Source organism: Brachybacterium sp. UMB0905, from assembly GCF_002871795.1.
GTDB lineage: Bacteria > Actinomycetota > Actinomycetes > Actinomycetales > Dermabacteraceae > Brachybacterium.
Genome location: NZ_PNHL01000008.1, coordinates 1 through 24,700 on the forward strand (window position 1 = coordinate 1; position 24,700 = coordinate 24,700).

The 24,700-nt window shown below is 68.9% G+C and carries 23 protein-coding genes; 13 read left to right on the forward strand and 10 right to left on the reverse strand.

Annotation, left to right across the window (positions count from 1 at the left end; translation table 11 throughout):
• Positions 1-433, forward strand: a 433-nt coding sequence (locus CJ197_RS09020) for a hypothetical protein (protein ID WP_233190786.1), incomplete at its 5' end; no start/stop codon positions are given.
• An 89-nt stretch (positions 434-522) separates the two neighbouring features.
• On the opposite strand, the gene CJ197_RS09025 is transcribed toward CJ197_RS09020, so the two are convergent.
• The 4 genes from CJ197_RS09025 to cysK all read right to left on the reverse strand — a co-directional run bounded on the left by CJ197_RS09025 (position 523) and on the right by cysK (position 3,110).
• Positions 523-1,194, reverse strand: coding sequence for a nucleotidyl transferase AbiEii/AbiGii toxin family protein (locus tag CJ197_RS09025; protein WP_102236424.1), 672 nt, complete (start codon positions 1,192-1,194; stop codon positions 523-525).
• Positions 1,194-1,526 carry a transcriptional regulator gene (locus CJ197_RS09030; RefSeq protein ID WP_102236563.1) on the reverse strand — a complete coding sequence of 111 codons (333 nt, stop codon included), beginning with the start codon at positions 1,524-1,526 and terminating at the stop codon, positions 1,194-1,196. Before CJ197_RS09030 ends, CJ197_RS09025 begins: the two co-directional genes overlap by 1 nt.
• A 67-nt stretch (positions 1,527-1,593) precedes the next feature.
• A complete protein-coding gene (gene cysE, locus CJ197_RS09035) occupies positions 1,594-2,175 on the reverse strand; it encodes a serine O-acetyltransferase (RefSeq protein WP_102236425.1) in 582 nt (193 codons plus the stop codon).
• Positions 2,176-2,180: 5 nt separating this feature from the next.
• Entirely contained in the window at positions 2,181-3,110 is a 930-nt protein-coding gene (cysK, locus tag CJ197_RS09040; RefSeq protein WP_102236426.1) for a cysteine synthase A, read from the reverse strand.
• Positions 3,111-3,278: 168 nt separating this feature from the next.
• On the opposite strand from cysK, the gene CJ197_RS14900 reads away from it, so the two are divergent.
• Both CJ197_RS14900 and CJ197_RS09055 read left to right on the forward strand, forming a co-directional pair.
• Entirely contained in the window at positions 3,279-4,703 is a 1,425-nt protein-coding gene (locus tag CJ197_RS14900) for a glycoside hydrolase family 5 protein (RefSeq protein ID WP_158239421.1), read from the forward strand.
• A 1-nt stretch (position 4,704) separates the two neighbouring features.
• The gene (locus CJ197_RS09055; protein ID WP_102236428.1) at positions 4,705-6,129 is read left to right on the forward strand and encodes an MFS transporter; all 1,425 of its coding nucleotides are present in this window, start codon (positions 4,705-4,707) and stop codon (positions 6,127-6,129) included.
• On the opposite strand, the gene trpS is transcribed toward CJ197_RS09055, so the two are convergent.
• Together trpS and CJ197_RS09065 are read right to left on the reverse strand one after the other, a co-directional pair.
• Positions 6,110-7,231, reverse strand: coding sequence for a tryptophan--tRNA ligase (gene trpS, locus CJ197_RS09060; RefSeq protein WP_369801526.1), 1,122 nt, complete (start codon positions 7,229-7,231; stop codon positions 6,110-6,112). The two genes, CJ197_RS09055 and trpS, sit on opposite strands and share 20 nt — an antisense overlap.
• 89 nt (positions 7,232-7,320) lie before the next feature.
• A complete protein-coding gene (locus CJ197_RS09065) occupies positions 7,321-8,328 on the reverse strand; it encodes a LacI family DNA-binding transcriptional regulator (RefSeq protein WP_102236429.1) in 1,008 nt (335 codons plus the stop codon).
• A 159-nt stretch (positions 8,329-8,487) separates the two neighbouring features.
• Between CJ197_RS09065 and CJ197_RS09070 the strand changes: the two genes are divergently transcribed.
• The 6 genes from CJ197_RS09070 (at position 8,488) to CJ197_RS09095 (ending at position 17,590) form a co-directional block, all read left to right on the forward strand.
• A complete protein-coding gene (locus tag CJ197_RS09070; protein WP_102236430.1) occupies positions 8,488-9,783 on the forward strand; it encodes an extracellular solute-binding protein in 1,296 nt (431 codons plus the stop codon).
• 104 nt (positions 9,784-9,887) lie between these two features.
• The gene (locus CJ197_RS09075; RefSeq protein ID WP_102236431.1) at positions 9,888-11,468 is read left to right on the forward strand and encodes an ABC transporter permease subunit; all 1,581 of its coding nucleotides are present in this window, start codon (positions 9,888-9,890) and stop codon (positions 11,466-11,468) included.
• A 19-nt stretch (positions 11,469-11,487) separates the two neighbouring features.
• Positions 11,488-12,384 (forward strand): sugar ABC transporter permease, encoded by an 897-nt coding sequence (locus tag CJ197_RS09080; protein ID WP_102236432.1) that lies wholly within the window; start codon positions 11,488-11,490, stop codon positions 12,382-12,384.
• Between the two features lie 120 nt (positions 12,385-12,504).
• Positions 12,505-14,469, forward strand: a complete 1,965-nt coding sequence (locus CJ197_RS09085) for a glycoside hydrolase family 13 protein (protein WP_102236433.1) — start codon at positions 12,505-12,507, stop codon at positions 14,467-14,469.
• A 66-nt stretch (positions 14,470-14,535) separates the two neighbouring features.
• Positions 14,536-16,218: a glycoside hydrolase family 13 protein gene (locus CJ197_RS09090; protein ID WP_102236434.1), complete on the forward strand. Its 1,683-nt coding sequence runs from the start codon at positions 14,536-14,538 to the stop codon at positions 16,216-16,218.
• Between the two features lie 94 nt (positions 16,219-16,312).
• Positions 16,313-17,590: a carboxylate--amine ligase gene (locus CJ197_RS09095; protein WP_102236435.1), complete on the forward strand. Its 1,278-nt coding sequence runs from the start codon at positions 16,313-16,315 to the stop codon at positions 17,588-17,590.
• A 43-nt stretch (positions 17,591-17,633) separates the two neighbouring features.
• Here the strand turns inward: CJ197_RS09095 and CJ197_RS09100 are convergent, their stop codons facing one another.
• On the reverse strand, positions 17,634-18,572 hold the full coding sequence (locus CJ197_RS09100; RefSeq protein WP_102236436.1) for a hypothetical protein: 939 nt from the start codon (positions 18,570-18,572) through the stop codon (positions 17,634-17,636).
• Positions 18,572-19,150 carry a GNAT family N-acetyltransferase gene (locus CJ197_RS09105; protein ID WP_102236437.1) on the reverse strand — a complete coding sequence of 193 codons (579 nt, stop codon included), beginning with the start codon at positions 19,148-19,150 and terminating at the stop codon, positions 18,572-18,574. Before CJ197_RS09105 ends, CJ197_RS09100 begins: the two co-directional genes overlap by 1 nt.
• 142 nt (positions 19,151-19,292) lie before the next feature.
• Between CJ197_RS09105 and CJ197_RS09110 the strand changes: the two genes are divergently transcribed.
• The 4 genes from CJ197_RS09110 (at position 19,293) to CJ197_RS09125 (ending at position 23,246) form a co-directional block, all read left to right on the forward strand.
• Positions 19,293-19,775 carry a YbhB/YbcL family Raf kinase inhibitor-like protein gene (locus CJ197_RS09110; RefSeq protein ID WP_102236438.1) on the forward strand — a complete coding sequence of 161 codons (483 nt, stop codon included), beginning with the start codon at positions 19,293-19,295 and terminating at the stop codon, positions 19,773-19,775.
• 198 nt (positions 19,776-19,973) lie between these two features.
• Positions 19,974-21,221 (forward strand): glycosyltransferase, encoded by a 1,248-nt coding sequence (locus CJ197_RS09115; RefSeq protein ID WP_102236565.1) that lies wholly within the window; start codon positions 19,974-19,976, stop codon positions 21,219-21,221.
• Positions 21,218-21,994 carry a TVP38/TMEM64 family protein gene (locus CJ197_RS09120; RefSeq protein WP_233190788.1) on the forward strand — a complete coding sequence of 259 codons (777 nt, stop codon included), beginning with the start codon at positions 21,218-21,220 and terminating at the stop codon, positions 21,992-21,994. The genes CJ197_RS09115 and CJ197_RS09120 overlap by 4 nt, the downstream gene beginning before the upstream one ends.
• A 22-nt stretch (positions 21,995-22,016) precedes the next feature.
• Entirely contained in the window at positions 22,017-23,246 is a 1,230-nt protein-coding gene (locus CJ197_RS09125; protein WP_102236439.1) for a glycosyltransferase, read from the forward strand.
• 21 nt (positions 23,247-23,267) lie between these two features.
• Here CJ197_RS09125 and CJ197_RS09130 read toward each other — a convergent pair whose 3' ends face one another.
• Entirely contained in the window at positions 23,268-23,708 is a 441-nt protein-coding gene (locus CJ197_RS09130; RefSeq protein WP_102236440.1) for a heat shock protein transcriptional repressor HspR, read from the reverse strand.
• A gap of 11 nt (positions 23,709-23,719) precedes the next feature.
• Positions 23,720-24,700, reverse strand: a 981-nt coding sequence (locus CJ197_RS09135) for a DnaJ C-terminal domain-containing protein (protein ID WP_102236441.1), incomplete at its 5' end; no start/stop codon positions are given.

The following is a 24,700-nucleotide window of genomic DNA, read 5'->3' on the forward strand; positions in this document are numbered from 1 at the left end:
GACGACAACCTCCCGCAGGTCACCACGACCCGCCATCTCAGGTGTCAACAACAGAAGGGTAAGCCCAGTGGCTTCTGCCTTCGCGATCGCCATCAGTTTCATTGGCTGGTCGTTCTTCCGGTTCCTCCGCAGGAACGTACTTCACCTGCCGAAACATTCCTTCTTCCGTGCCTGGGCGGGCATCAAGGAGGAGGATGGTCGGACCTACCCGTACTCGCTTCGTCTGGCGATGCGGTGCCCGAAGTGCAAGAACCAGAAGCTCCGCTTCCAGCAGGCCCCCGAGACCTGGGTTGACTTCTACGAGAAGACTGGCAAGCGCACCAAGCGCCATGTGACGAGTTGGGCGCCGATGGCTGTCTGCCCGCGCAACGAGGAGCACTCGATCCGGGTCGATATCTCGGGCAATGACTTTGACGAGACGCTGCCTCGATAAGCCCAGCTCGAGGCGCTACTGTGGGCTTGGCCGCACCATCTAGTGCGAGCCACTTGTCGCGCCGTGGCACGGGCGCCCTCAGGGCCCGGTCACGGGTGTGAAGTACTCTCGCCCAGAGCGATCCGACGCAGTTCGGCGAGCGCCTCGCGCATGCGGGTCTCGGTCTCGGTGTCGAAGCCCGCCTCGCGGTAGTCCTCGGAGTCCGGGAAGTTCGGGTGGCCAGGCGTGAGGATGGTCGCCAGCTGCGGTCCTTCCAGCCCCGGATCGTTGCTCTGCCCCATGGCGATGATCTGCTGCGCGCTCCATCGGCCGTCCAGCATGATCGCCGCGGCATCGAGATAGTCGCGGACTTCAAAGCGGGAGTACAGGGCGGCGATCTTGCTGCCCACCGAATCGCGGACATCAAGCACGGGGCCGATCTCCATGCGCGCGGCAGGGTAACCGCGCCAGTCAGCTCCCAGGTCGAAGCCGATCTCATGCCCGCCCCACAAGATGCGACCGTCGACGAAGCCCGGAAACTCACGGTCGACGCTGAGGTCCGCGCCGTGGGAGGCGAGATGTCGGCGCAGGGCAGGAAGCACATCGGGGATGCACTGACCTTCTTCCCCGGTGGTGAACAGATCCACGTCCTTGGTGACGCGGTGCGTGAGCCCGTGTTCGATGAGTGCACTGCCCCCGGTGAGCACGAAGTTCGTCTCCCGCAGGGCTTCGAGCATCATCCTGGCGACCTCACGACGGGCCGCATCCTGCCCCGATGCCATCAGCAGCCCTCAAACTCCCGCACGAGCTGTGGAAACCGCTCGGTCCACAGCTCTGTGATCCGCTGGTCGAGACCGAGCTGGGGCCACACATCGACCAGGAGATCTGGGTGGAGGAAGCGAACCAGGTCCTCACGAGTCCCGTTGCTGAGGACGGACTGGTAGATGCGCCGACGGTCGCGCGGTACATCGAGGTCGAAGGTGTCGCGCAAACCCGACCAGTGCACGGTCACGGGGAGGGTGACCATCCCGGTCGTCGGCCCCGCGAGCTCATCAAGGGAATCCACGATCGCGTACGGCTTGATGTCGCGGAAGCGCACTCTCTGCTCAGTCATGACCATCCCCCTTCGCCCTGGAATCCTCCCACCAGGCTACAGACCGCCGGTTCGGCGGCCCCTGGCCTCAGATCCAGATCGCGGGGTCCATGTGGTCATCGGGCTGCGCGGCACCGCGCCGCACCTGGGCGGGGATGCCGACGGCGGTGGCGCGGGCGGGCACGTCCTTGACGACGACCGCGTTGGCGCCCACCTGCGAGCCGTCCCCCAGTTCGATGGGTCCGAGCACGCGGGCGCCGGCGCCGATCACGACCCCATCGCCGACGGTGGGGTGGCGCTTGACGCGCTCCATGGAGCGCCCGCCCAGGGTCACGCCGTGGTAGAGCATCACGTCATCCCCCACTTCGGCGGTCTCCCCGATCACCACGCCCATGCCGTGATCGATGAAGAAGCGTCGGCCGATCTGCGCCGCGGGATGGATCTCCACCCCCGTCACCGAACGGGCTCCCTGCGCGAGCACCATGGCGCTGCGCCGCGCTCCCCGCTGCCAGAGCCGATGCGCCAGGCGATGCGTCCAGATCGCGTGCAGCCCCGGGGAAGTCAGCAGGATCGTGAGGTCATCAGTCGCTGCCGGATCGCGGCGATGGGCCGCGGCAAGATCCTCCCGGACTCTCGCCACCGCGCCACGCGCCGCCTCCATCAGCCCCATGCCGATCAGTCCCGATACTCGGCATACAGCGGGGTGGACAGGTAGCGCTCACCGAAGGAGGGAACGACCACGACGATCAACTTCCCGGCCATCTCGGGGCGGGAGCCCACGCGCACGGCCGCCTCGATCGCGGCGCCCGAGGAGATGCCCACCAGCAGGCCCTCGGTGCGGGCCACGGCGCGGGCGCGCTCCATCGCGGTCTCGGCGTCGATGTCCTGGATCTCGTCGTAGATCTCCTGGTCCAGGACGGTGGGCACGAAGTTCGCGCCGAGCCCCTGGATCTTGTGAGGGCCGGGGGCGCCGCCGCTGAGGATCGGCGATTCGGCGGGCTCGACGGCGATCACGCGCAGCGCGGGCTTGCGCTCCTTGAGCACCTGGCCAACCCCGGTGATGGTGCCGCCGGTGCCGATGCCGGCCACGAGCGCATCGACCTGCCCGTCGGTGTCCGCCCAGATCTCCTCCGCGGTGGTGCGGCGGTGGATCTCGGCGTTGGCGGGGTTGTCGAACTGGCGCACCTGGACAGCGCCGGTTTCCTCGGCGATCTGCTCGGCCTTCGCGACAGCGCCCTTCATGCCCGCGGCGGCCTCGGTGAGCTGGAGCTCGGCACCGAAGGCGCGCAGCAGCATGCGGCGCTCCATCGACATCGACTCCGGCATCGTCAGGATGACCCGGTAGCCACGGGAGCTACCGATCATGGCCAGGGCGATGCCAGTGTTGCCGCTGGTGGCCTCGACGATGGTGCCGCCGGGCTGCAGCTGTCCAGACTGCTCGGCCGCGTCGATCATGGCCAGGGCGATGCGGTCCTTGACGGAGGCGGCCGGGTTGAAGGATTCGAGCTTCGCCGCCACGGTGGCCTGCACGTCCTCGCCCAGGTGATTGAGCTTCACCAGCGGCGTGCGGCCCACGAGCTGGGAGACGTCGTCATAGATAGGCATGGTGATCCTCCGTCCCGGGAGCCTTCCGGCAGGCTCCAAGAATTGCTTAGGGTCATCATAACGAGAACCGCCGGGGGTGGCCAGGCATCAATCAGCACCGGTGAGGGCCGTCATAGGCTTGCTACAGTCAGGTCAGGACGACGCGAGGGAGCGTCGGGGAAGGCCGCCTTGAGACTGAGCACCCATGGAGCCGCGCTGCGTGATGAGCACGACCGGCACCGCATCCTCCACGGCATCAACCTGGTGGCCAAGGGCCGTCCCGGCGCCACTGACCCCGCCGCCTTCCATGGCACGTGGCAGCAGGAGGATCTCGAGCATCTCGCCGCACTCGGGCTGGACAGCGTGCGCCTGGGTCTGAACTGGGCCGCAACCGAACCCTCCCCCGGCGAATACTCCACCGCGCATCTGGACTGGATCTGCGCGCAGCTGGACGCCTGTGAGCGCGCGGGCCTCACGGTCGTGCTCGATGCGCACCAGGACCTCTACTCCCAGCAGTTCGGCAACGGCGCCCCAGCCTGGGCCACCCTCACCTCCCACCCCTTCGAGGCCACCGAGCTGTGGAGCGACGCCTACCTCACCTCCCCCGCCGTCCACGAGGCCTATGACGCGTTCTGGGCAGATGCCCCGGGCCCGGAGGGCGTCGGGATCCGCAGCCGCTTCGCCGCGATGTGGGGCGCGGTGCTGGACCGCTGCGCCGGGCACCCCGCGCTGATCGGCTGCGATGTCCTCAACGAACCCACGCCCGGCAACGCGGCACCGCAGATCCTCGGCGCCCTCGTGCTCGCGATCGCCGACGTGCTCGGCGAGGATCCCGCCACGATCGCCGCGGACCTCGAGGGCCCCGAGCGGAAGTTCGCGCGATTGCAGGACATCGAGGATCCCGCAGTGCACCGGGCGATCGGGGATCGCGTGGCCCCGCTGCTGGCACCCTTCGAGACTGGCCCCGTGCACGCGCTGTACACGCAGGTGGCGAAGCAGATCCGGGCCCGCGATGAGCAGCTGCTGATCCTGCGCGAGCACTCGTACTTCTCGAACATCGGCGTGCCCGCGGCCATTCCGCTGCTCGAGGACGCCACCTGGGCGTACTCCCCGCACGGCTATGACCTCGTGGTGGACACCCCGGCGATGCCACTGGCGAGCGATGCGCGGATCTCCACGATCTTCGACCGCGCCGCCGAGACCGCCGAGCGCCTGGCCGTGCCGGTGATCGTCGGGGAATGGGGCGCCTTCGAGCAGCACACCGGCATCGCCCGGCATGCCCGCCATCAGCTGGATCTCTTCGACCGCCGCTCCTGGTCCTGGTTCTACTGGTGCTGGTCGGAGGGCTTCGCGGGCAGCGAGGCCGCACAGATGCTGGACCGGCCGCGCGCCATCGCCGTGGCCGGCACGGACCTCATCGCCGCCGGCACACCGGACGGCTCCTGGGAGGCGCGCTGGCAGGGCACCGACGGCACCGCCCCGAGCGAGTTCCGGGTGCGGCCTGAGCTCACCGTGACGCTCCAGGTCGACGGAGACCAGGTCTCCGTGGACCGCCGGGGCGACCGGGTGCTCATCGACCCCCGGGAGGGCGCCCACCACCTGCGGACGAGCTGAGATGGCAATGCCGTGGAAACGGCGGGCGCTGCTGGCCACCCCACTGCCCGCCGCGTGGATGTCCTCGGTGATCATCCACAACCTGTACGTGAAGTTCTACACCGACGTGGTGGGACTGGACACCCGCTACGTCGGCTGGGTGTACCTGGCCTTCAACATCTGGAACGTCCTGAACGACCCGGTGTTCGGGGTGCTGCTGGACAAGATGCGCTATCGCCCCGGCAAGGGAAAGTTCCTGCTGGTGATGCGGGTGACGATCCCCTTCCTCCTGCTCGGGCTGATGGCGATGGCGTGGACGCCCTCCACCTGGTCGCAGGGCGCGATCCTCGCCGTGTTCCTGCTGGAGCTGTTCATCTTCGATGTGGCCGCGACGCTCTACCTGATCTCGGCCACGAGCTACGTGTACCTCGCCGCACCCACCCGCGAGGACCGTATCGACGTGGAGGTGATGCGCTCCTGGATCGGCAACGCGATCTCCTCGGTGGCGACGATCGTGGCGACCCAGCTGCTGGTGGGCGATGCGATCACCGAACGCCTCACCCTGAACGTGCTGGTCATGGGTGTCGTGCTGGTCAACGGCATCTTCTACCTCATCGGGGCCTTCGCGCTGAAGGATCCCCCGGAACTGTATGAGCACGGCGACGGCGGCACCGCTCATATCACCGGCTCCCGGCTGCGGCAGGACCTGCTAGAGATCCTGCGTCTACGGGCGTTCTGGGCGCTGTTCGGACACGGGCTCACCTTCCTGGCGCCCATGGGGATCTACTTCACCGCCTTCCTGTTCTTCATGGATGACGTCATCGGCTCCACCGGCACGCAGGCCACGATCGCCGACGTGGGATCGATGCTCATCGTTCTTGCGCTGCTGCCCCTCGTGGCGCGGATGATCAAACGGGTGGGATCGCGCACCGCGCTGTGGCTGGCGACCCTGCCATACCTGGCGGGCTTCACAGCGCTACTGCTGCTGGCCGAACGCTGGTTCCATGTACTGGCCTGCTATGTGCTCATCATGGCCGGGCGCTACATGGTGACGATCTCCACCTCCACCCTGGATGCTGCGCTCATCGACGACGACGAACGCCGCACCGGGATCCGCAAGGCCGGCACGATCGCCTCGGTGAGGGCCCTGCTGACAGCGCCGGTGGCAGGCACCCAGATGGTGATCTACATGGCGATCCTCAACCACGGCGGGTACATCTCCGGGGCCGCGGAGCAGACGGCCTCTGCCCAGGAGGCGATCCGCTGGGCGACCGCCGGGGTGCCGATCCTCTTCGCGCTGCTGGGGCTGCTGCCTCTGGCGCTGCTGCCCTATTCGCGTGAGCGCGAGCGAGAGCTCTCCCTCTGGTCCGAACAGCAGCGAGCTCGTGAAGGCACTGCCGTGTCCGGGCCCAAGGGGTCCCGTGAGGTCAATACACCATCCCCATGAGCTCGCGGACCCGCTGCAGGGTCGCATCGGCCTCCGCGTTGGCCCGCTCGTTGCCGCGACGGAGCACCTCGAACAGGTACCCCGGGTCCTGCTCGAGCTCTGCCCGGCGCTCGCGCAGCGGACGCAGGTGCTCATTGAGGACTTCGGCGGTGTACATCTTCAACGTGCCCGCGCCCTTGTCGCCGATCTCCTCGGCGATCTCCTGCGGGGCGCGGCCGGAGCATTCCGCCGCAATCGTCAGCAGGTTCGCGACCTCTGGGCGGCCCTCGGGGTCGAAGGTGATGAGCCGATCGGAATCGGTCTTTGCCTTCTTGATCTTCTTGAGCGTCTCATCGGCCGTCATCCTCAGCATGACGGTGTTGCCGCGGGACTTGCTCATCTTGTGCTCCCCATCCAGGCCCAGGATCGTCGGCGCCTCGGAGAGCAGTGCCGAGGGCGGCGCGAAGTACTGCTCGCCGCCCGCATAGCGCTCATTGAAGCGCCGGGCGATCACTCGGGTCTGCTCGATATGGGGCAGCTGGTCGCGCCCCACGGGCACGAGGTTACCGTGGCAGAACAGGATGTCGGCGGCCTGGTGGACGGGGTAGGTCAGCAGCAGTCCGCCCATGGCGGACTTCCCTGCTGCGGCGAGCTCCGCCTTCACGGTGGGGTTGCGCTCCAGCTCCGGCTGGGTGACCAGGGACAGGAACGGCAGCATGAGCTGGTTCAGGGCCGGGACGGCGGAGTGGGTGAAGATCGTGGAGCGCTCGGGGTCGATCCCGGCGGCGAGGTAGTCGGTCAGCAGCTCGCGCACCGAGCCCTTGATGTCTCCGATGACATCGCGGTCGGTGATCACCTGGTAGTCCGCGACGATCAGCCAGGTCTCCACGCCCATGTCCTGCACCCGCACGCGGTTGCGCAGGGATCCGAAGTAGTGGCCGATGTGCAGGGCACCGGTGGGCCGATCCCCGGTGAGCATGCGCAGCCCGGAGGGGTCCTCGCCGATCTTCCGCCACAGGGCGTCGCTGCGCTCCGCAGCGGTGTCATAGCTGGTGCGGGTCTGGGCACCGGCGATGGTCTGGTCGTCAGCGGGCACGGCGGGGGCATCGTTCGAGGAGGTCACCGGGCCATGCTAACCGGCCCGCCGCTCACCCCTCACGCCGGGCGCCCCGGCATTTCCCGCCCTGTGGTGGCCGTCCTGCCCGAAGACGCTCAGGACGCGCCCCCGGGGGCGGCTGCGGTGGAGCCGCGCACCACGAGCTGGGGACGGAACACCACCTCGGTACGGGAGGGCCGACGGGATGCCTCCCCGCCCTTGAGGGCGGTGCGCACGGCGGCGCGGGCGATCGTGCCCACGGCCTGCCGCACCGTCGTCAGAGGCGGGTCGGTCAGAGCCGCCCAGAAGACATCGTCGTACCCCACCACGGAGACGTCTCGCGGTACCGCGAGCCCCAGGGAGCGCACGCCCTCGAGGGCGCCGGCGGCCATGACATCGGAGCCGCAGATGATTGCGCTCACCCCGCGGTCCACGAGGTCACGGGCCGCCTCGTAGCCGCCGGCATAGGAGAAGTCGGTGAAGGCGACCGGCTGGGGCTCGCTCCCCCAGTCGGCGGTGGCCTGTTCGAAGGCACGCAGCTTCTGGCGCACGGGGAACGTGTGCTCATCACCCACTGCAAGGCCCACCCGACGGTGCCCGAGTTCCTGCAAATGAGTGAGCACCACGCCGATCGCGTGCCCATCGTCACTGGAGAGGAATGCGGCCTCGAGCTCTTCGCGCACGCCGTTGACGAGCACGAGCGGCAGCCCGGCCTTGGTCACCTCGCGGTAGTGATCCAGCGGCGCGCGCTCCTGGGCGTGGTGGCCGGAGACAACAATGATGGCGCTCACCCCAGCCCGCAGGAAGCGCTGCAAGATCTCTTGCTCTCTTTCCACGGTCCTTGCACGGAAGGCGACCAGGATCGCGGCCCCACGCTCGAACAGCTCGACCTCCAGACGCTCCACCCACGAGGCGAACACCTGGTTGTCGAGGTCCGGCACCAGCACTCCGACCACCGGCGCCGAGGGCGCCTCGAGCGCCTCGACACTGCGCCCCAGCTTCCGGGCGGCATCGATCACGGTGCGACGGGTCCCCTCGTTGACGCCCGGTTTCCCGTTCAGCACACGGGAAACGGTCGCTTCGCTGACACCGGCCTCGGCGGCGATGTCGATCAGACGAGCCATGCGTCCAGCCTCTCAAGCCCACAGCATCCTCACTGTGGCCCAATCGATACCTGCAAGATCTTGCTGATTCTTGCACAGCTGCGCTCGAAAGGTCTACTCTTAGCCTCACACCGAGCACCGCCACCGAGGCCGGCCGCTCCACGATTCATAGGAGAAGACGTGCAGATTCGACGGAAGAGTTTCCTCGCCCTCAGCGGTGCCGCCGCGGGGGCAGCCCTCCTGGCCGCATGCGGCGGGGATGACAGCACCACCGGGACCGACGGCACGGGCGAGGCCGGCGGCGCGAGCGATGGCGGCGGCGAGGGTGAGGGCGGCGCCCCGGCCCGCGCGGACGCCGACCTCGTGATCTGGACCGATGAGGTCAAGGCCGGGGCTCTCGAGGAGCCCGCTATGAAGTGGGGCGAGGAGAACGGCCTCTCCGTGGCCGTGCAGATCGTCGCTAAGGACCTCCAAAACAACTTCATCACCGCCAACCAGGCCGGCAACGGCCCGGACATGATCGTGGCCGCCCACGACTGGATCGGCAACCTGGTCCAGAACGGCTCGATCTCCCCCGTGCAGCTGCCCGGCAACGCCACCGAGGGCATCGCCCCCATCGGTATGACCGCGGTGACCTACGACGGCCAGACCTACGGCGTCCCCTACGCCGTGGAGACCCTCGTGCTCTACTCCAACAAGGAGCTGACCGACGTTGCGGAGCCGAAGACCGTCGAGGAGATGGTCGAGGCTGCGAAGGCCGGCGGCGCCGAGCATGTGCTGGCCCTCCCCGTCGGCGAGCAGGGCGACGCCTACCACATGGAGCCCTTCTATACCTCTGCCGGCGGCTACCTGTTCGGCAAGGACGACGAGGGCAACTCGGACCCCAGCGACGTGGGCGTAGGCCAGGAGGGCTCGATCGCCGCGGCCGAGAAGATCGGCGAGCTGGGCGAGCAGGGCGTGCTGAAGACCTCCATCTCGGGCGACAACTCGATCTCGCTGTTCACCGACGGCAAGGCCGCCTACCTCATCTCCGGCCCCTGGGCGCTGGCGGACATCCGCACCGCCGAGATCGACTTCGGCATGACCGCGGTCCCGGGCTTCGACGGCATGGACCCGGCGGTCCCCTTCGCCGGCGTCAACGCGTTCTACGTCGCCGCCGGTGGCAAGAACCCCGGCAACGCGCAGAGCTTCGCGAGCGCCGTGGCCACCGACCCCTCGATCGTCGAGGCGATGTTCGCCAAGAACGAGCTGCCCCCGGTGAACCTGGAGCTGCAGGACTCGATGTCCGGTGAGTACCCGGAGATCATCAAGATCGCCCAGTTCGCCGAGGGCGCGGACCCGATGCCGGCCATTCCCGAGATGGCCGCGATCTGGGGCCCGCTCGGGCTCGCCTACGCGAACATCGTGAGCGGCGCCGACCCGGAGAAGACCATCACCTCCGCAGGTGATGAGATCACAGGCGCCATCGGCGGCTGATCCCGCCGGGGGCGGGGCCCGACGGTGACCGTCGTGCCCCGCCCCCGCTGCCATCTGCAAACCCCTCCCTCCTCCGTGCCCTTGTCCTGAAAGGCAGCGTCGCCATGACCTCGACCTCTGCGCCTGCGCACCGCGATCGCCGTTCCACCACTGCGTCGCTGCTGGTGCGTGTGCTGTTCCTCGGCGCCGTGCTGGCCATCACCGCGTTCGCGATCCCCGTGATGCTCCAGCTGCAGCAGTGGATGTGGCTGATCGTCACCGTGCTCGCCGCGGTGACGATCTTCGTGCTCTACTCCACCAAGCGGTTCGTGCCCGGGAAGTACCTGTTCCCCGGCACGTTCTTCCTGGTGGTCTTCCTCATCACGCCGATCATCCTGACCATCGGCTACTCCTTCACGAACTTCGGTGACGGCACCCGCGGCTCCAAGGAGCAGGCGATCAACTCGATCATCGCCAACTCCGTGCAGCAGACGGATGACTCCACCTGGTACAACCTGTCGATCGCCACCCAGGGCGATCCCGTCGCCGGGCCCTTCACCCTGTTCCTCGTCGATCCTGAGGACGGCACCATCTACAAGGGCGATGAGGAGACCGCGCTCGAGGAGGTTCCCGCCGGGGAGGTCACGGTCGCCGGTGACCGCGTCACCGAGGCCGAGGGCTACGAAATCCTCGATGCCCGTCAGATCAACGACGCCTACGACGCGATCCAGCAGGTGGCCGTCCCGATCGATGACAGTTCCGCGGTGCGGGTGCAGGGCACCAATCAGGCGTTCGAGGGCACCACGGTGCTCAGCTACGACGAGGCCACCGACACCATCACGAACTCCTCCACGGGTGACACCTACACCGTGGGGAAGATCGGGGACACCGAGTACTTCGTGGACTCCAACGGCAAGCGCGCCTTCAGCCAGTCCTGGCTGCAGAACGTGGGGCTGTCCAACTACGAGCGGCTGTTCACCAACGCGACCATCGCCAAGCAGTTCGGTGCCGCGTTCCTGTGGACTCTCGTGTTCGCGATCGGCTCGGTGGGCCTGACCTTCATCGTCGGCTTCGGCCTCGCGCTCGTGCTCAACGACGAGCGCATGAAGGGGCGGCGTCTGTACCGCTCGATCCTGTTGATGCCCTACGCGGTGCCGGGCTTCATCTCCCTGTTGGTGTGGTCGAACTTCTACAACCGCGACTTCGGCCTGATCAACGAGACGCTGGGGCTGAGCCTGAACTGGATGGGCGATCCCACGCTCGCCAAGGTCGCGGTGCTGCTGACGAATCTATGGATGGGCTTCCCGTACATGTTCATCGTCTCCACCGGTGCGCTGCAGTCGATCCCCAGCGATGTCATGGAGGCCGCGCGCATGGACGGCGCGAGCCGCCTGCAGACCACCGTGAAGGTGGTGACCCCACTGCTGCTGGTGGCGGTGGCCCCGCTGCTGGTCGCATCGTTCGCCTTCAACTTCAACAACTTCAACGCGATCCAGCTGCTCACCGAGGGCGGGCCGTTCCTGCCGGGCGAGTACACGCGCGGCGGCACGGACATCCTGATCTCGATGATCTACCGCATCGCCTTCGGCGGATCCGGTGCCGACTTCGGCTTCGCCTCCGCGGTCTCCGTGGCGCTGTTCGTCCTCACGGGCATCATCGCCGCGATCCAGTTCCGCTTCACCAACGTCCTCGAAGACGTCAACTGAGAGGTCAGGAGAGCATCCCATGAGCACCCCCGTCGCACCCTCTGTGACTACACAGCGCAAGATGCCCTTCGGCCGCTGGATGGCCGAGGTGGGCTGGCGTCACCTCGTCGGCATCGCCGCCGTGGTCTTCGCCGTCTTCCCGATCCTGTTCGTCATCTCCGCATCGCTGAACCCGCTGGGCACCGTGTCCTCCTCGGGCCTGCTGCCCCGCGCCTTCAGCCTCACCCACTACCAGTCGCTGCTGGCCGGCGAGCGCGGGCCCTTCGTGCGGTGGTACATCAACACGATGATCGTCTGCGGCATCGTGGCCGTGGTGCAGGTGTTCCTGTCCACCCTGGCCGCCTACGCCTTCAGCCGCTTCCGCTTCACCGGGCGCCGCATCGGCCTGCTGTCGCTGCTGCTGATCATGATGTTCCCCGCGATCCTGTCGATGATCGCCGTGTACACGATGATCTCCGGCCTGGGGCAGATCTTCCCCTTCCTGGGATTGAACTCCCTGCCGGGCTACATCGTGGTGCTGCTGGGCGGCTCGCTGGGCCAGGTGTGGCTGATCAAGGGCTTCTTCGACACCGTGCCCAAGGAGCTGGACGAGGCCGCGATCATCGACGGCTGCACCCATTGGCAGGTGTTCACCAAGATCCTGCTGCCCACGCTGACCCCGATCCTCGCCACCACGGTGCTGCTGGCGCTGGTCGGCGTGCTCAGCGAGTTCCTGCTGGGCTCGGTCTTCCTCACCGCCGATGAGAAGAAGACCCTCGCCGTGGGGCTGTACGGCCTGCTGCAGGGCGACCGCTCCAACAACCTGGGCGTCTTCGCCGCCGGCTCCGTGATGATCATGATCCCGGTGATCATCCTGTACCAGTTCCTGCAGCGCTACATCGTGGGCGGCTCCACCGCCGGTGCGGTGAAGGGCTGATCGACCGCGCATCGCGCCGATGCCGGGTTCCGCCCGGCATCGGCGCGATCGTCTATCCCGCCGCCGACGCTCTCCCCGTCGTTTCCTGTGCTTTCGTCCTCCGACCCGTTGGGAGCCTCCATGACCCGCATCGAGCACGATCCCCTCGCCGTCCCTGCCCTGGAGCGGCCGCTGCATGATGAGGGGCCGCTGTTCGTCCCCCGTCCACCGCACGGGATCGGCGATGCGGTGCAACTGCGGGTGTGGGTCCCGGATGCCTGGCCGCTCACCCACGTGGCCCTGCGCACCCTGGTCGATGCGGAGATCACCACCGCGCAGCTGAAGGCCGAGGAGCCGGTGGCCGGAGGCCGCTGGTGGTCCACGACGGTGACCACGGTGAACCCGGTGCAGCCCTACCGTTTCGCGCTCATCGGCCCCGGTGATGCCGAGCGCGGCATCCCCACCTACGCGTGGCTGACCGCCGCGGGGATCTACCCCTGGGACGTCGGGGACACGACGGACTTCCGCCTGGTCTCCCATGCGCCTGCCCCGGAGTGGGTGGATGACGCCGTGGTGTATCAGATCTTCCCGGACCGCTTCGCCCGCTCCGCCGCCGCGCCGGTGGATGAGCAGGGGCGTCCGGCCGGGGAGCTGCCCGCCTGGGCGCGCCCGATGCCATGGGACACCCCCGCGGAGGAGGACGGGCTGCGCAACGGCGAGCAGCTGTACGGCGGGGACCTCGACGGCGTGATCGAGCACCTGGACCACATCCAGTCCCTCGGCGCGACCGTCGTGTACCTGACCCCGGTGTTCCCGGCCGGCTCGGCGCACCGCTACGACGCCACAACCTTCGACCGGGTGGACCCGGTGCTCGGCGGGGATGCGGCGCTCGTGCGACTGTCCCAGGCGCTGCATGAGCGCGGCATGCGGCTCATGCTGGACCTCACCACGAACCACACCGGCGTCACCCATGAGTGGTTCATCGCCGCGCAGGCCGATGCCCACAGCCCCGAGGCCGGGTTCTACACCTTCCACGAGCACCCCGATCGCTTCCGCTGCTGGCTCGGCGTGCCGTCCCTGCCTTCGCTCGATCACTCGAGCGCGGAGCTCAGTCGGCGCCTGCTCGAGGGCCCGGACTCCGTGGTCGGGAAGTACCTCGCCGAGCCCTTCGCAGCCGATGGCTGGCGGATCGACGTGGCCCATATGACCGGCCGCAACGGCACCCAGGACCTCGCCCACGACGTGGCCCGTCGGATCCGCGCCACCATGGCGCAGATGGACGCCGCAACCGGCCGCTCCACCTGGCTGCTGGCCGAGCACAACCATGACGCGAGCGGGGACCTGGCCGGGGACGGCTGGCACGGAACCATGAACTACACCGGCTTCACACGGCCGCTGTGGGCGTGGCTGAGTGACCCCGCGCAGAAGCTGAACTGGCTGGGCCTGCCGATAACGATCCCACACGTGCCCGGCTGGGCGGCGGCCCACACGCTGCGCGACTACACCGCGCAGCTCTCCTTCCCCGCCCGCAAGCATTCGCAGAACCAGCTGTCCAGCCACGACACCCCGCGCACCCGCTCGGTGGTGGGCACGCGCGGCAAGCACCTGGTGGCGCTCGTCGCGCAGGCCACGTTGCCGGGGGTGCCCACCGTGTTCGCGGGCGATGAGCTGGGGCTGCCCGGTCTGAACGGCGAGCATGCCCGCCAGCCGATGCCCTGGCGTACCATCGAGCAGCTCGAGCAGGGCCAGCCGGTGGACGCCCCGGCCGGCTCCGTGGGAGCGCAGGTGGATCCGCAGATCCTCCGCGCCCTACGGGAGCTGCTAGCCCTGCGCGCCGAGCATCCTGCGCTGCGCCGCGGCGGCGTGCAGTGGCTGCATGCGAGCGCCGAGGCGATCGTCTTCCTGCGCACCCATGATGAGGGCAGCGTGCTGGTGCACCTGGCGCGCGACGCCCACCCGGCGATCGAGCTGGACCTTTCCGCCCTGCCCGGCATCAGCGGCAGCGAGCCGCTGGATCAGCGCGGTGGGGCACAGGCCACCGCCCGCGGAGCCGCCCTCACCCTGGGCGCCGAGGCGGCCGGTGCCACCGTACATCTGCTGCGCTGACACCCCCGTCGGCCCCTCCCGCGCCGACTCCCCATCCCTGACCGCACGATTCGACGAACGGACACCATGACCTTGCAGCACTCCACCGCACCCGCCGCCCACGACGCTTCCGCCACCCCCGCCTGGTGGCGCGATGCCGTGGTCTACCAGGTGTATCCGCGCTCCTTCGCGGACAGCAACGGCGATGGCATGGGGGATCTGCCGGGCATCACCGCGCGCCTGCCCTACATCGCAGGCCTTGGCGTGGACGCGATCTGGCTGTCCCCCTTCTACCCTTCCCCGCAGCACGACGGCGGCTATGACGTCTCCGACTACACGGACGTGGACCCGCGCTTCGGGTCCCTCGCCGACGCCGATGCGCTCATCGCCCGTGCCCATGAGCTGGGGCTGAAGGTCATCGTGGACATCGTCCCGAACCACTCCTCGAGCGAGCATGAGCTGTTCCAGGCCGCCCTGGCTGCCGGTCCTGGCTCCCCCGAACGGGACATGTACGTCTTCGCCGAGGGGAAGGGCGAGCACGGCGAGCTGCCGCCGAACAACTGGACGTCGATCTTCCACGGCGAGGCGTGGACCCGCGTCACCGAGCCGGACGGCACGCCCGGCCAGTGGTACCTGCACCTGTTCGACACCACCCAGCCGGACTGGAACTGGGAGAACCCGGCGGTCCACGAGCTGTTCGAGAGGGTCCTGCGGTTCTGGCTGGATCGCGGGGCCGACGGGTTCCGCGTGGACGTCGCCCACGGGATGGTCAAGCCCGAGGGTCTGCCCGATGCGCAGGTCAACTCCGAAGGCCTGATCGACATCCCCGAGGGCGAGGTGCCGATCTACTTCGACAACGACGGCGTGGTGGACATCTACCGCCAGTGGCGCCCGATCCTGGACTCCTATGAGGGTGATCGGATGATGGTGCTCGAGGCGTGGATCCCCGAGCACCGCCTGCCGCAGTACATCGGCCAAGACCGCGCGCACCAGTCCTTCAACTTCGGGTTCCTGCAGGCCCGCTGGGGCGTGGAGACCATGCGCCGCGCGATCGAGAAGCCGCTCGCGCTCGCCGATGCGGTGGACTCGCCGACCACCTGGGTGCTGTCCAACCACGACGTGATCCGCCACGCCACCCGCTACGGATTCGCCCCCGACCACCGCTTCGGGGAGGGCCTCTCGCGCGAGGAGGTGCCGGATGCGGAGCTCGGGCTGCTGCGCGCTCGCGCCGCGAGCCTGCTCATGCTGGCTCTGCCCGGCAGCGCCTACCTGTACCAGGGCGAGGAGCTGGGCCTGCCGGAGGTCGCGGACATTCCCGATGAGCTGCGGGAGGATCCCGCGCACAAGCGCGCAGGCGTGCCCGGCCGCGACGGCTGCCGGGTGCCGCTGCCATGGCAGCAGGACGCCCCGGCCTTCGGTTTCTCCCCCACCGGAGAGTCGTGGCTGCCGCAGCCGGAGGTGTTCGGGCAGCTCGCCGCCGATGCGCAGGAGGGCGTGGAGGGCTCCACGCTCGAGCTGTACCGCACCGCGATCCGTCTGCGCTCCGAGCTGGGGCTGGGCCGCCCCACCGCGCCGCTGGCCTTCCTCGAGGACCTGCCTGCGCCGGTGCTGGGCCTCACCCGCGGTGACGTGGTAGTGCTGGTCAACACCGGCGAGGAGGACCTGGAGCTGCCCACGCACCTGCGCGAGGCCGAGCTGCTGGTGGCCTCCGCCCCGTCGGCACCCGGGACGCTGCCGGCCGACACCACGCTGTGGCTGCGGCGCCGATGACAGGACCGGACATGCCGCGCTGCGGCACTACCATCGGAGCGAAGCCGCCGCAGCCGACACCGGCCGAAGCGCCCACCGCCCGAGAGGACCGCCGATGACCCCGACCACCACGTCCCCCCATAGCGCCCGCCCCACGACCGGGGTGGATCTGGTGCTGCTGGGCGGGGACATCGGCATCTACGCCCTGGCCCGCGCCTTCCATGAGCGCTACGGCATCACCTCCACGGTGATCACCCGCAAGGTGGCCGGTCCCGTCGCGGACTCCTCGATCCTGCGCACTGTGGAGCTGGGCATGGAGGCCAGCGAGGCGCAGATGCTCGCCGCGCTGCTGGAGGAGGGCCGCAACAAGGCCTCCCGCCCGGATGCGGCGCGTCCCATCCTGCTGGCCAACGCCGACTTCCTGGTCACGCTGCTGGCGCGGCACCGCCGAGAGCTCGCCGAGTTCTACCACCTCCCGCTGCTGGGCGATGAGGTGCTCGCCGCGGTGGCGGACAAGGCGGAGTTCACGCGGCTGTGCACCGAGATCGATGTGCCGACCCCGCGCACCGAAGTGCTGGACTTCTCCCCCGGCACCGCCCCGGAGGTTCCGGCCGAGCTGGATCTGGGCTGGCCGCTGGTGGCGAAGGCGTCCCGCTCCTCGGCGTACAACGCGGTCTCCTTCCCCGGCAAGCGCAAGGTCTTCGAGATCCATGACCGCGCCGAGCTGGAGGAGCTGGTACAGACCTTGACGGCGGCCGGTTACCGCGACCGTTTCGTGCTGCAGGAGATGATCCCCGGGGACGACACCTGCATGCTCTCGGTCACCGCCTACGTGGACTCCCGCGGAGAGGTGACGATGCTGGGCGGTGCGCAGGTGCTGCTCGAGGAGCACACCCCGGGGGCCCTCGGGAACCCCGCGGCGATGTTCACCACCGAGCTGCCGGACGTGTTCGACCAGTCGGTGCGGTTCCTCGAGCACACCGGGTACCGGGGCTTCGCGAACTTCGACGTGAAGGTGGATCCGCGCGATGGGGTGGCGAAGTTCTTCGAGGTCAACCCGCGCATCGGCCGCAACAACTACTACATGACCGCGGCGGGCGCGAACGTCGCCGAGCCCGTGGTGGCGGACCTCATCGAGCGCACGGAGCATCCCCGGTCCATGCCGCATCAGGAGGTGCTGTATTCGATCGTGCCGTGGTCCCTGCTGCGGCGCTATATCGTCGATGCCGATCTGCGTGCCCGGGTGCGCGCGATCGGCAAGCAGCGCACCGTCCACCCCCTGGCCTATTCGGTGGAGGGCATGAAGCGTCGACTCTATGTGGCAGCGGCGATGGCGAACCAGATCAAGAAGTTCCTGCAGCACTACCCGCGGCCGACGACCGACGGGTTCTGAGGCGGCGGATCGGCGAGATCAGCCGGTCCGCCGAGCCGCGCAGTCATCTGGTCTGCGACGTGGCATCCTCACCGGTCTCGCCCGCTGGATCCTCCAGAGAGCGGCAGGAGTCCTTCAGCAGCTGGAGACGGCCGGCCTCGTTGAGGTCCTCGACGCGCAGAATCTGATCCGTCTGCGCGAACCTCTCCCAGTCGAGCTCCAGCTCGGCCTCGCGCCACAGCACATCGAACTCGTCCAGCAGCAGCTCATGCAGGTGGCTAGAGCGGTGCAGCTCGTAGGTGAAGAAGTCGTTCGCGGTGATCTTGCCGTGGTGACGGTCGTCGTTGTGCATGTACGGACCGGTGACGATGACGTCGTCGACCTTGTACGTGTCGTTGAACAGGGGCCGGTCTAGAAAACGCACCTGCGCATCCGGCCGCGCGCGGCCAGAGCTGCCATCGACGATGGCGCGCAGCACATTCAAGTAGTTGCTCACCACGCGCTCGTGATCGCCGTAGACGAGGCGGAAGGACTCGGCCCAGGGCGGCACGACGAGCAGCCGGACTGATGCGCCACGCTCCACCGCCTGCTCAATGTGCGGTCGCAGCTCTGCGGTCAGCAGGTGACGGTAGCCCACCGCCCAGAAGGTCTGGGAGCACGTGGCGAGCAGATCCTGCAGCAGGGCGGACTTGTCGAAATGCAGATTGGAGATGCCGAGCTTCTCGATCCCCTCCAGGAACAGGTCATTCTCATGCTGCCGGAATTTCACGAAGGTCTCTGCGGCGAGCACGAGGACCGAGGCCATGAGCGATGTCGCGATCGCCAGCCACAGATTCGCCCCGAACCCCTCATCATCCTGGGAGTTCAGGTACGCGATGACCGACACGGCAGTGAGCACGCTTAGCGCCAACAGGGCGTAGACGTTGGACTGCAGGTGGTAGGCGCTGATGCGCTCCAGCAGAGGGAGACGTTCGCGCCCCAGTCGGCGTCGGCGGCGCACCATTACGCGTCCTCCTCGCGCACGAGGTACAGGGTGTCCAGGCCGGGTCCCCGATCATCGACCAGGCGCTCGAGGACCCGGAATCCCAGCTGGTCCAGCAGAGCGAGGTGTCCATCGTTCGTGGACCAGGTGCGCGTGGCCACCAGGCGATCGGCCAGCTGCGCCGCGTGGAGCATCACGGCATACAGCGCCCGCGATATTCCGCGCCGACGATGCGGAGGATCCACCACGAGGGTGGTGATGTACCAGCAGGGAGCATCGAACCCCTGGACCGGCAGCTCATAGTCCGGTCGAAAACTCATGAAGGCGATGACTGCGCCCTGCTCATCCCGGACGAGCAGGAACTGCTGCTCGCGCATGCTCGCGAAGTATTCACGCGGCCCCTCGGGGGCAGTCCGCAGGCGGGTCGGATCCGGCTCCGAGAGCTCCTGCACGGTGCTTGATTCTCGCGCGGACAGCGGGGGGATGAACTCACCGTCGGCGGCGTGCAGCAAGCGCCACACCTCCCCGACGTCTGCATCATGCAGCGGAAAGGGGCCCTCGATCGCATCGGCCCAGTGAGACGGTGACGCCTGTGTCATGCACAGGACTCTACCGCCGCCAGGTGCCACGTCATGGCGCTGCACGGGGTCACGGCGCTGCAAGGAGTCACGGCCCGGCACGAGTTATGGCGCTGCAGGCGAGCGCTCGACATCACCGCGGCGCCTGCCTAGGGTGACCGGTATGACGCAGAGCACCTTCACCCTGACCTCCGCCGCGACCCCTGACGGCTCCGTGGTGGCCCCGCAGCAGCTGGTCGCCTCCCAGGGCGGCGAGAATCTCTCCCCGGACCTGACGTGGGAGGGCGCCCCAGAGGGCACGAAGTCCTTCGCGGTCACCTGCTATGACCCCGATGCGCCGACGGGCTCCGGCTTCTGGCACTGGATCGCCTGGGATATCCCGGCCTCCACCACCTCCCTGCCGGTCGGCGTGGCCCGTGACGAGGCATCCCTCCAGCAGGCGGTTAATGACTTCGGCAACCCCGGATACGACGGTCCCGAGCCCCCGCCCGGGCCCTCGCACCGGTACGTCTTCACCGTGCATGCCCTGCCGGTGGAGTCCCTCGAGGCGGACCCGTCGGCCCCGCATGTGCAGACCCGGTTCGCGATCTTCACTCAAGCGCTCGCGTCTGCCTCCTTCACCGCCCACTATCAGGTGAAGAGCTGACGCACCAGAGGGAAAAACTCCACGACCCCTCGGGCGCGCCCCATCGGCCCCGCTCAACAGGGCTCGTAGTCTCGGAGCATGGCTCTGTGGACTTTCCGCCGCCGCGCGTCCGCTCGCGGATCAGACCTGGGTAGCACCGAGGTCATCCGTTCGGCGGACGCGCGAGGCGCCGGGGGGTGCGAGGCTCGGGGTGTGAACATGATCCGTCTGCGGACCCCGGCCCGTACCGCCGCCGAGACCGAGCGCCCCCTGCGGGTGCTCATCACCACCGACTGGTGGGAGCCGGTGGTCAACGGCGTGGTGGCCTCCGTCCTGACGCTGCGCCGGGAGCTGCTGGCACTGGGCTGCGATGTGCGCGTGCTGACTCTGGCTGAAGGATTCCGCACCCACCATGAGCCCGGGGTGTACCGCATCGGCTCGGTGAGCGCGGGCATGGTGTACGACCGCGCCCGGATCGGTATGCCGGCCAATCGTCGGGTGCTGCAGGACATCCTGGCCTGGGGGCCGGACGTGGTGCATTCGCAGTGCGAATTCTCCACCTACATGTGGGCCCGGAAGATCTCGCGGATGCTCGCGGTGCCGCTCGTGCACACGTACCACACGATCTACGAGGACTACACGCACTACTACTCCCCCAGCCGCACCGTCGGCCGCAAGGTCGTCGCCTCCTTCTCCCGTCGCATCCTGGCCGGCTGCGATGCCGTGGTGGTGCCCACCGCGAAGGTCTCGCGCCTGCTGACCGGCTACGGGGTGCGTCGGCCGATCCACGTGGTGCCCACCGGGCTGGATCTCACGCGTTTCCGCCCCGCTCAGAGCCGTCTCGAACAGGCCGATGTGCAGCTGCTGCGTGAACGCGCCGGCGTGAGGCCGGATCAGCGGATGCTGGTGTCGGTGTGCCGCCTGGCCAAAGAGAAGAACCTCGACGAGGTGCTCGAGATGGTTGCAGCCTGCGGACGCGAGGACGTGGTGCTCGTGCTGGTGGGCGATGGGCCGCACCGCGCTGAGCTTGAGGCGCATGCCCGAGCGCTCGGCATCGCCGAGAGGGTGCGGTTCATGGGCGTGGTGGATCCCAGCCAGGTGCAGCGCTGGTACCGCGCCGGTGACGTGTTCGTCTCCGCATCCCGCTCCGAGACCCAAGGGCTGACGTTCATCGAGGCCCTCGCCTGCGGCACCCCGCTGCTGTGCCACCGCGACCCGTCGATCGACCAGGTGGTGCTCGATGGTCGCACCGGCTGGCAGTACGAAGACCCCGAGGAGTTCGCGGCCCTGCTGGGCAACCTCCTGGATGATCCCCACCGTCACGCCGCGATGAGCGCCGCCGCGATCGAGCATGCCCGTGCCACCTGCGGCGCGCAGCAGTTCGCGCGCTCGGTGATGGAGGTGTACGGGCAGGTGCGGCGGCGCCGCTCCCGCCGCGTCATCGCGCGAACGGCGATGGTCGCGTGAGCGCCGTGAGCGATCCGGTGCGCCCGGCGGCGGGGCTTCCCCGCCGCGAACGTGCCGGGAGCGTGCGAGTCAGCCGCCTCGGATCCGACGGCACCCGGGCAGGACGCCCGTCGGCCCGCGATGCGGACGATGTACGGGCCGAGACTCCCGCAACCGCTGCTCGCGCCGACGAGTCGCATACCGCGCGACGCCGCGACCCGCTGGCGATCGCCGCCCGGCTGTCCCCGCTGCTGGGGCTCGCGTTGAGCATCGGCCTGGTGTGGTGGGGGCTGGACAGCGGGGTGCTGCGCTCGCTCGCGAATTTGCAGGCCTTCATCGATTCCCTGGGCGCCTGGGGGCCGATCGTGTTCCTCATCGTCTCCGCCGCGGCGGTGGTGTTCCCGATCGTGCCCGGCGGGCTGCTGGTGATCGCCGGCCCGGTGCTGTTCGGGGCGATCGAAGGCACCGTGTACAACTACATTGCGGTCTGTGCGGGCTCGCTGCTGAACTTCCTCATCGCCCGCCACGTGGGGCTCGCGCTGATCGAACGGATCTTCCCCGCCCGCCTGGTGGACAAGTACCTGGGCTGGACTCGCAGCCCCCATTTCACGCGGGCCTTCGCGATCGCGATCGTGCTGCCCGTGGCTCCCGATGATCTGCTGTGCTACCTCGCCGGCACCACCCGCATGCGCTGGGGCACCTATGTGGCGATCATCCTGCTGGGCAAACCGTGGGCGCTGGTCGCCTACGGGCTAGGGATCTCCACGGTGCTGCTGCAGCTGGTGCCATGGTGACCCCCGGGAAGGAGACACGCTGATGTTCCAGCGCAGCCGACAGGCGCGCCGCCCCCGCCGCCGCGGGGGTCTGCGCTCCATCCAGCAGGATCGGCGCCCGCAGGAGGCTCCCTCGCGGCGAGGCCCGGGCGAAAGTCCCGACGCGCCAGATCCGCTCGACGCGCCCGGGGGGCGGCGTCTGCGGGTGCTGATGCCGACGGGGCTCGCGAGCCTGGCCCGCGAGTCCGGGATCGGCGCGGCGATCCGCCATCAGCGCCAGGCGGTTCAGTCCCTCGGCCACGACGTGGTGACAACGCCCCTCGCACCCTTCGATGTGGTGCACCTGAACACCCCGTTCCCGGATACGGCGCTGCTGGCCCACTGGGCGCGTCTGTGCCGTCGGCCCGTACTCATGTGGGCGCACTCCACGGAAGAGGACTTCCGCGACTCCTTCCCCGGCGCGAATGCGATAGCCCCGTGGTTCCGTCGCTGGATCGCGCACCTGTACCGCCTGGGCGACCACGTGCTGACCCCGTCGGCCTATGCGAAGAGCCTGATCTCCCGGCCCGCGTACGGCATCCGCGCCCCGATCTCCGTGCTGTCCAACGGCGTGGACACCACGTTCTTCCGCCCCGATCTGAGCGCGCGGGCCCGCCTGCGCGAGACGCTCGGCCTGCCGCAGGAGGCACCGGTGGTGGTGAGCGTCGGCATGCAGCTGGTGCGCAAGGGCATCGTGGACTGGGTGGAGGTGGCCCGGCGGATGCCGGAGGTGACCTTCGTGTGGTTCGGCCGCACCGATGAGCGTCTGCTGACCGCCGCTGTGCGCCAGGCCCTGCGCGATGCGCCGGCGAACTGCCGCTTCCCCGGGTACGTGGGGGCGCAGCAGCTGCGGGAGGCGTACTGCGGCGCGGATGCGTTCTGCTTCCTCACCAAGGAGGAGACTGAGGGGATCGTGCTGTGGGAGGCGCTCGCGTGCGGCGCCCCGACCCTCGTGCGCGCCATCCCGATCTATCAGCAGATGGTGCCCGACGGGGTGCTCACCCACCAGGTCGCCGGGGACGATCCGGACTTCCCGCGCCGCGCCGCAGAGCATCTGCGTGCCCTGCTGGACGGGCAGCTTCCGGACCTCACAGCCGCCGGGCGGAGCGCCGCGGAGGAGGTGGATCTGGGGGCGGTCGCCCAGCAGCTGCAGCAGATCTATGCCGCGGCCGGGGTGCGGACGCACCTGCGGCGTCGCGGACGTCGTCGGCCCGGGGGCATCGGGCGCCGCTGAGGGGTTCACCAGGAGGGGCGCTCACCAGGAACGATTGCGCGGCCGCCACACGACCAGGGCGTTGGAGCTCTCGCGGCGCCGCGGCCGCTCACCGCGGCGCAGGGCGCTGATCTCGCCGTCAGCATCGGCGGCGAACACCCGGCGCTGCGCGGGGGTCATGCGATCCAGGGCGTGCTGGACGGCGGTCAGCTGCTCGCGCAGCGCCCCCACCTCATCCTGCAGCTCGAGGATCCGCTTGATGCCGGCGAGGTTGATGCCGTCCTCCTGCGAGAGGGCCTGGATCTCGCGCAGCCGAGCGATATCCCGGGCGCTGTAGCGGCGGCCCCGACCGCGGGTGCGGCCCGGCACCACCAGGCCCAGGCGGTCATACTGCCGCAGGGTCTGGGGGTGCATACCGGACAGCTCCGCGGCCACGGAGATGACGAACACCGGGGCGCGCTCATCGATCCGATGGGGACTCACAGCTCACCTCCTCAGCGTGCGGCGGCCTGAGCGAGACCGGCCCGCGGGTCTTCCGCGGCGAGTGCCTCGCGCAGATCCTCAACGGCCTGCTTGGCCTTGCCCTCCACATGGCTGGGAACAGCCACCTCGATAGTGACCAGCAGGTCGCCGGTGCGTTTAGTGGTCTTCAGGCCCTTGCCGCGCACGCGCAGGGTGCGCCCCGACGGAGTGCCGGCGGGAACCTTGAGGGTCACCGTGCCGCCCTCGAGCAGGGGCACGGACAGGGTGGTGCCGAGCACCGCTTCGTCGAAGGACACCGGCACGGTGATGCGCAGGTTCGCCCCGTCGGCGCTCCACACCGGATGCTCGGTCACGTCCAGGGTCAGCAGCAGGTCCCCGGCGGGGCCGCCGCTGTGACCCGGGCGACCCTTGCCACGCAGGCGGATCTTCTGCCCATCGTGCACCCCGGCCGGGATGCGGGTGGTGATGGACTTGCCGTCCACGCTCAGGCGCACCTCGGTGCCGAGCGCTGCGTCGCGGAAGCTCAGCGTGGTGCGGGCCGTGATGTCCTGCCCGGCAGTCGGGCCACCGAATCCGCCCGCGCCGCCGAAACCACCGCCGGAGGAGCTGAAGCCTCCCCCGCCAGCGCCGCCGAACATCTTCAGCAGGTCATCGAGGTCCGGCTGGGCCCCGCCCCCACCGGGGGCTCGGGTGTAGTGCTGCTGCCGCCCAGCGCCGCCGAACATCGAGGAGAAGATGTCCTCGAAGCCGCTGGCGCCCGGGCCGCCCTGACCGGCGGAGAAGCGAGCGCCGCCGGCGCCCATGGCGCGGATCGCGTCGTACTGCTGACGCTGCTCGGGGTCGTTGAGAACCGCGTAGGCCTCGCCGATCTCCTTGAACCGGTCCTCGGCCTGCGGGTCGTCGGGATGCTTATCGGGGTGGTGCTGCTTGGCCTTCTTGCGATAGGCCTTCTTGATCTCCTGCGCGCTCGCGTCCTTGGAGACGCCGAGGAC

Bases quoted from the DNA above. Each gene is read 5' to 3' on its own strand.
- CJ197_RS09030 (WP_102236563.1), bottom strand. From the start codon at position 1,526: ATGACTGAGCAGAGAGTGCGCTTCCGCGACATCAAGCCGTACGCGATC.
- CJ197_RS09075 (WP_102236431.1), top strand. From the start codon at position 9,888: ATGACCTCGACCTCTGCGCCTGCGCACCGCGATCGCCGTTCCACCACT.
- CJ197_RS09025 (WP_102236424.1), bottom strand. From the start codon at position 1,194: ATGGCATCGGGGCAGGATGCGGCCCGTCGTGAGGTCGCCAGGATGATG.
- CJ197_RS09095 (WP_102236435.1), top strand. From the start codon at position 16,313: ATGACCCCGACCACCACGTCCCCCCATAGCGCCCGCCCCACGACCGGG.
- CJ197_RS09110 (WP_102236438.1), top strand. From the start codon at position 19,293: ATGACGCAGAGCACCTTCACCCTGACCTCCGCCGCGACCCCTGACGGC.
- cysK (WP_102236426.1), bottom strand. From the start codon at position 3,110: ATGCCTATCTATGACGACGTCTCCCAGCTCGTGGGCCGCACGCCGCTG.
- CJ197_RS09125 (WP_102236439.1), top strand. From the start codon at position 22,017: ATGTTCCAGCGCAGCCGACAGGCGCGCCGCCCCCGCCGCCGCGGGGGT.
- CJ197_RS09090 (WP_102236434.1), top strand. From the start codon at position 14,536: ATGACCTTGCAGCACTCCACCGCACCCGCCGCCCACGACGCTTCCGCC.
- CJ197_RS09080 (WP_102236432.1), top strand. From the start codon at position 11,488: ATGAGCACCCCCGTCGCACCCTCTGTGACTACACAGCGCAAGATGCCC.
- CJ197_RS09100 (WP_102236436.1), bottom strand. From the start codon at position 18,572: ATGGTGCGCCGCCGACGCCGACTGGGGCGCGAACGTCTCCCTCTGCTG.
- CJ197_RS09055 (WP_102236428.1), top strand. From the start codon at position 4,705: ATGGCAATGCCGTGGAAACGGCGGGCGCTGCTGGCCACCCCACTGCCC.
- CJ197_RS09065 (WP_102236429.1), bottom strand. From the start codon at position 8,328: ATGGCTCGTCTGATCGACATCGCCGCCGAGGCCGGTGTCAGCGAAGCG.
- cysE (WP_102236425.1), bottom strand. From the start codon at position 2,175: ATGGGGCTGATGGAGGCGGCGCGTGGCGCGGTGGCGAGAGTCCGGGAG.
- CJ197_RS09085 (WP_102236433.1), top strand. From the start codon at position 12,505: ATGACCCGCATCGAGCACGATCCCCTCGCCGTCCCTGCCCTGGAGCGG.
- CJ197_RS09105 (WP_102236437.1), bottom strand. From the start codon at position 19,150: ATGACACAGGCGTCACCGTCTCACTGGGCCGATGCGATCGAGGGCCCC.
- CJ197_RS09115 (WP_102236565.1), top strand. From the start codon at position 19,974: ATGATCCGTCTGCGGACCCCGGCCCGTACCGCCGCCGAGACCGAGCGC.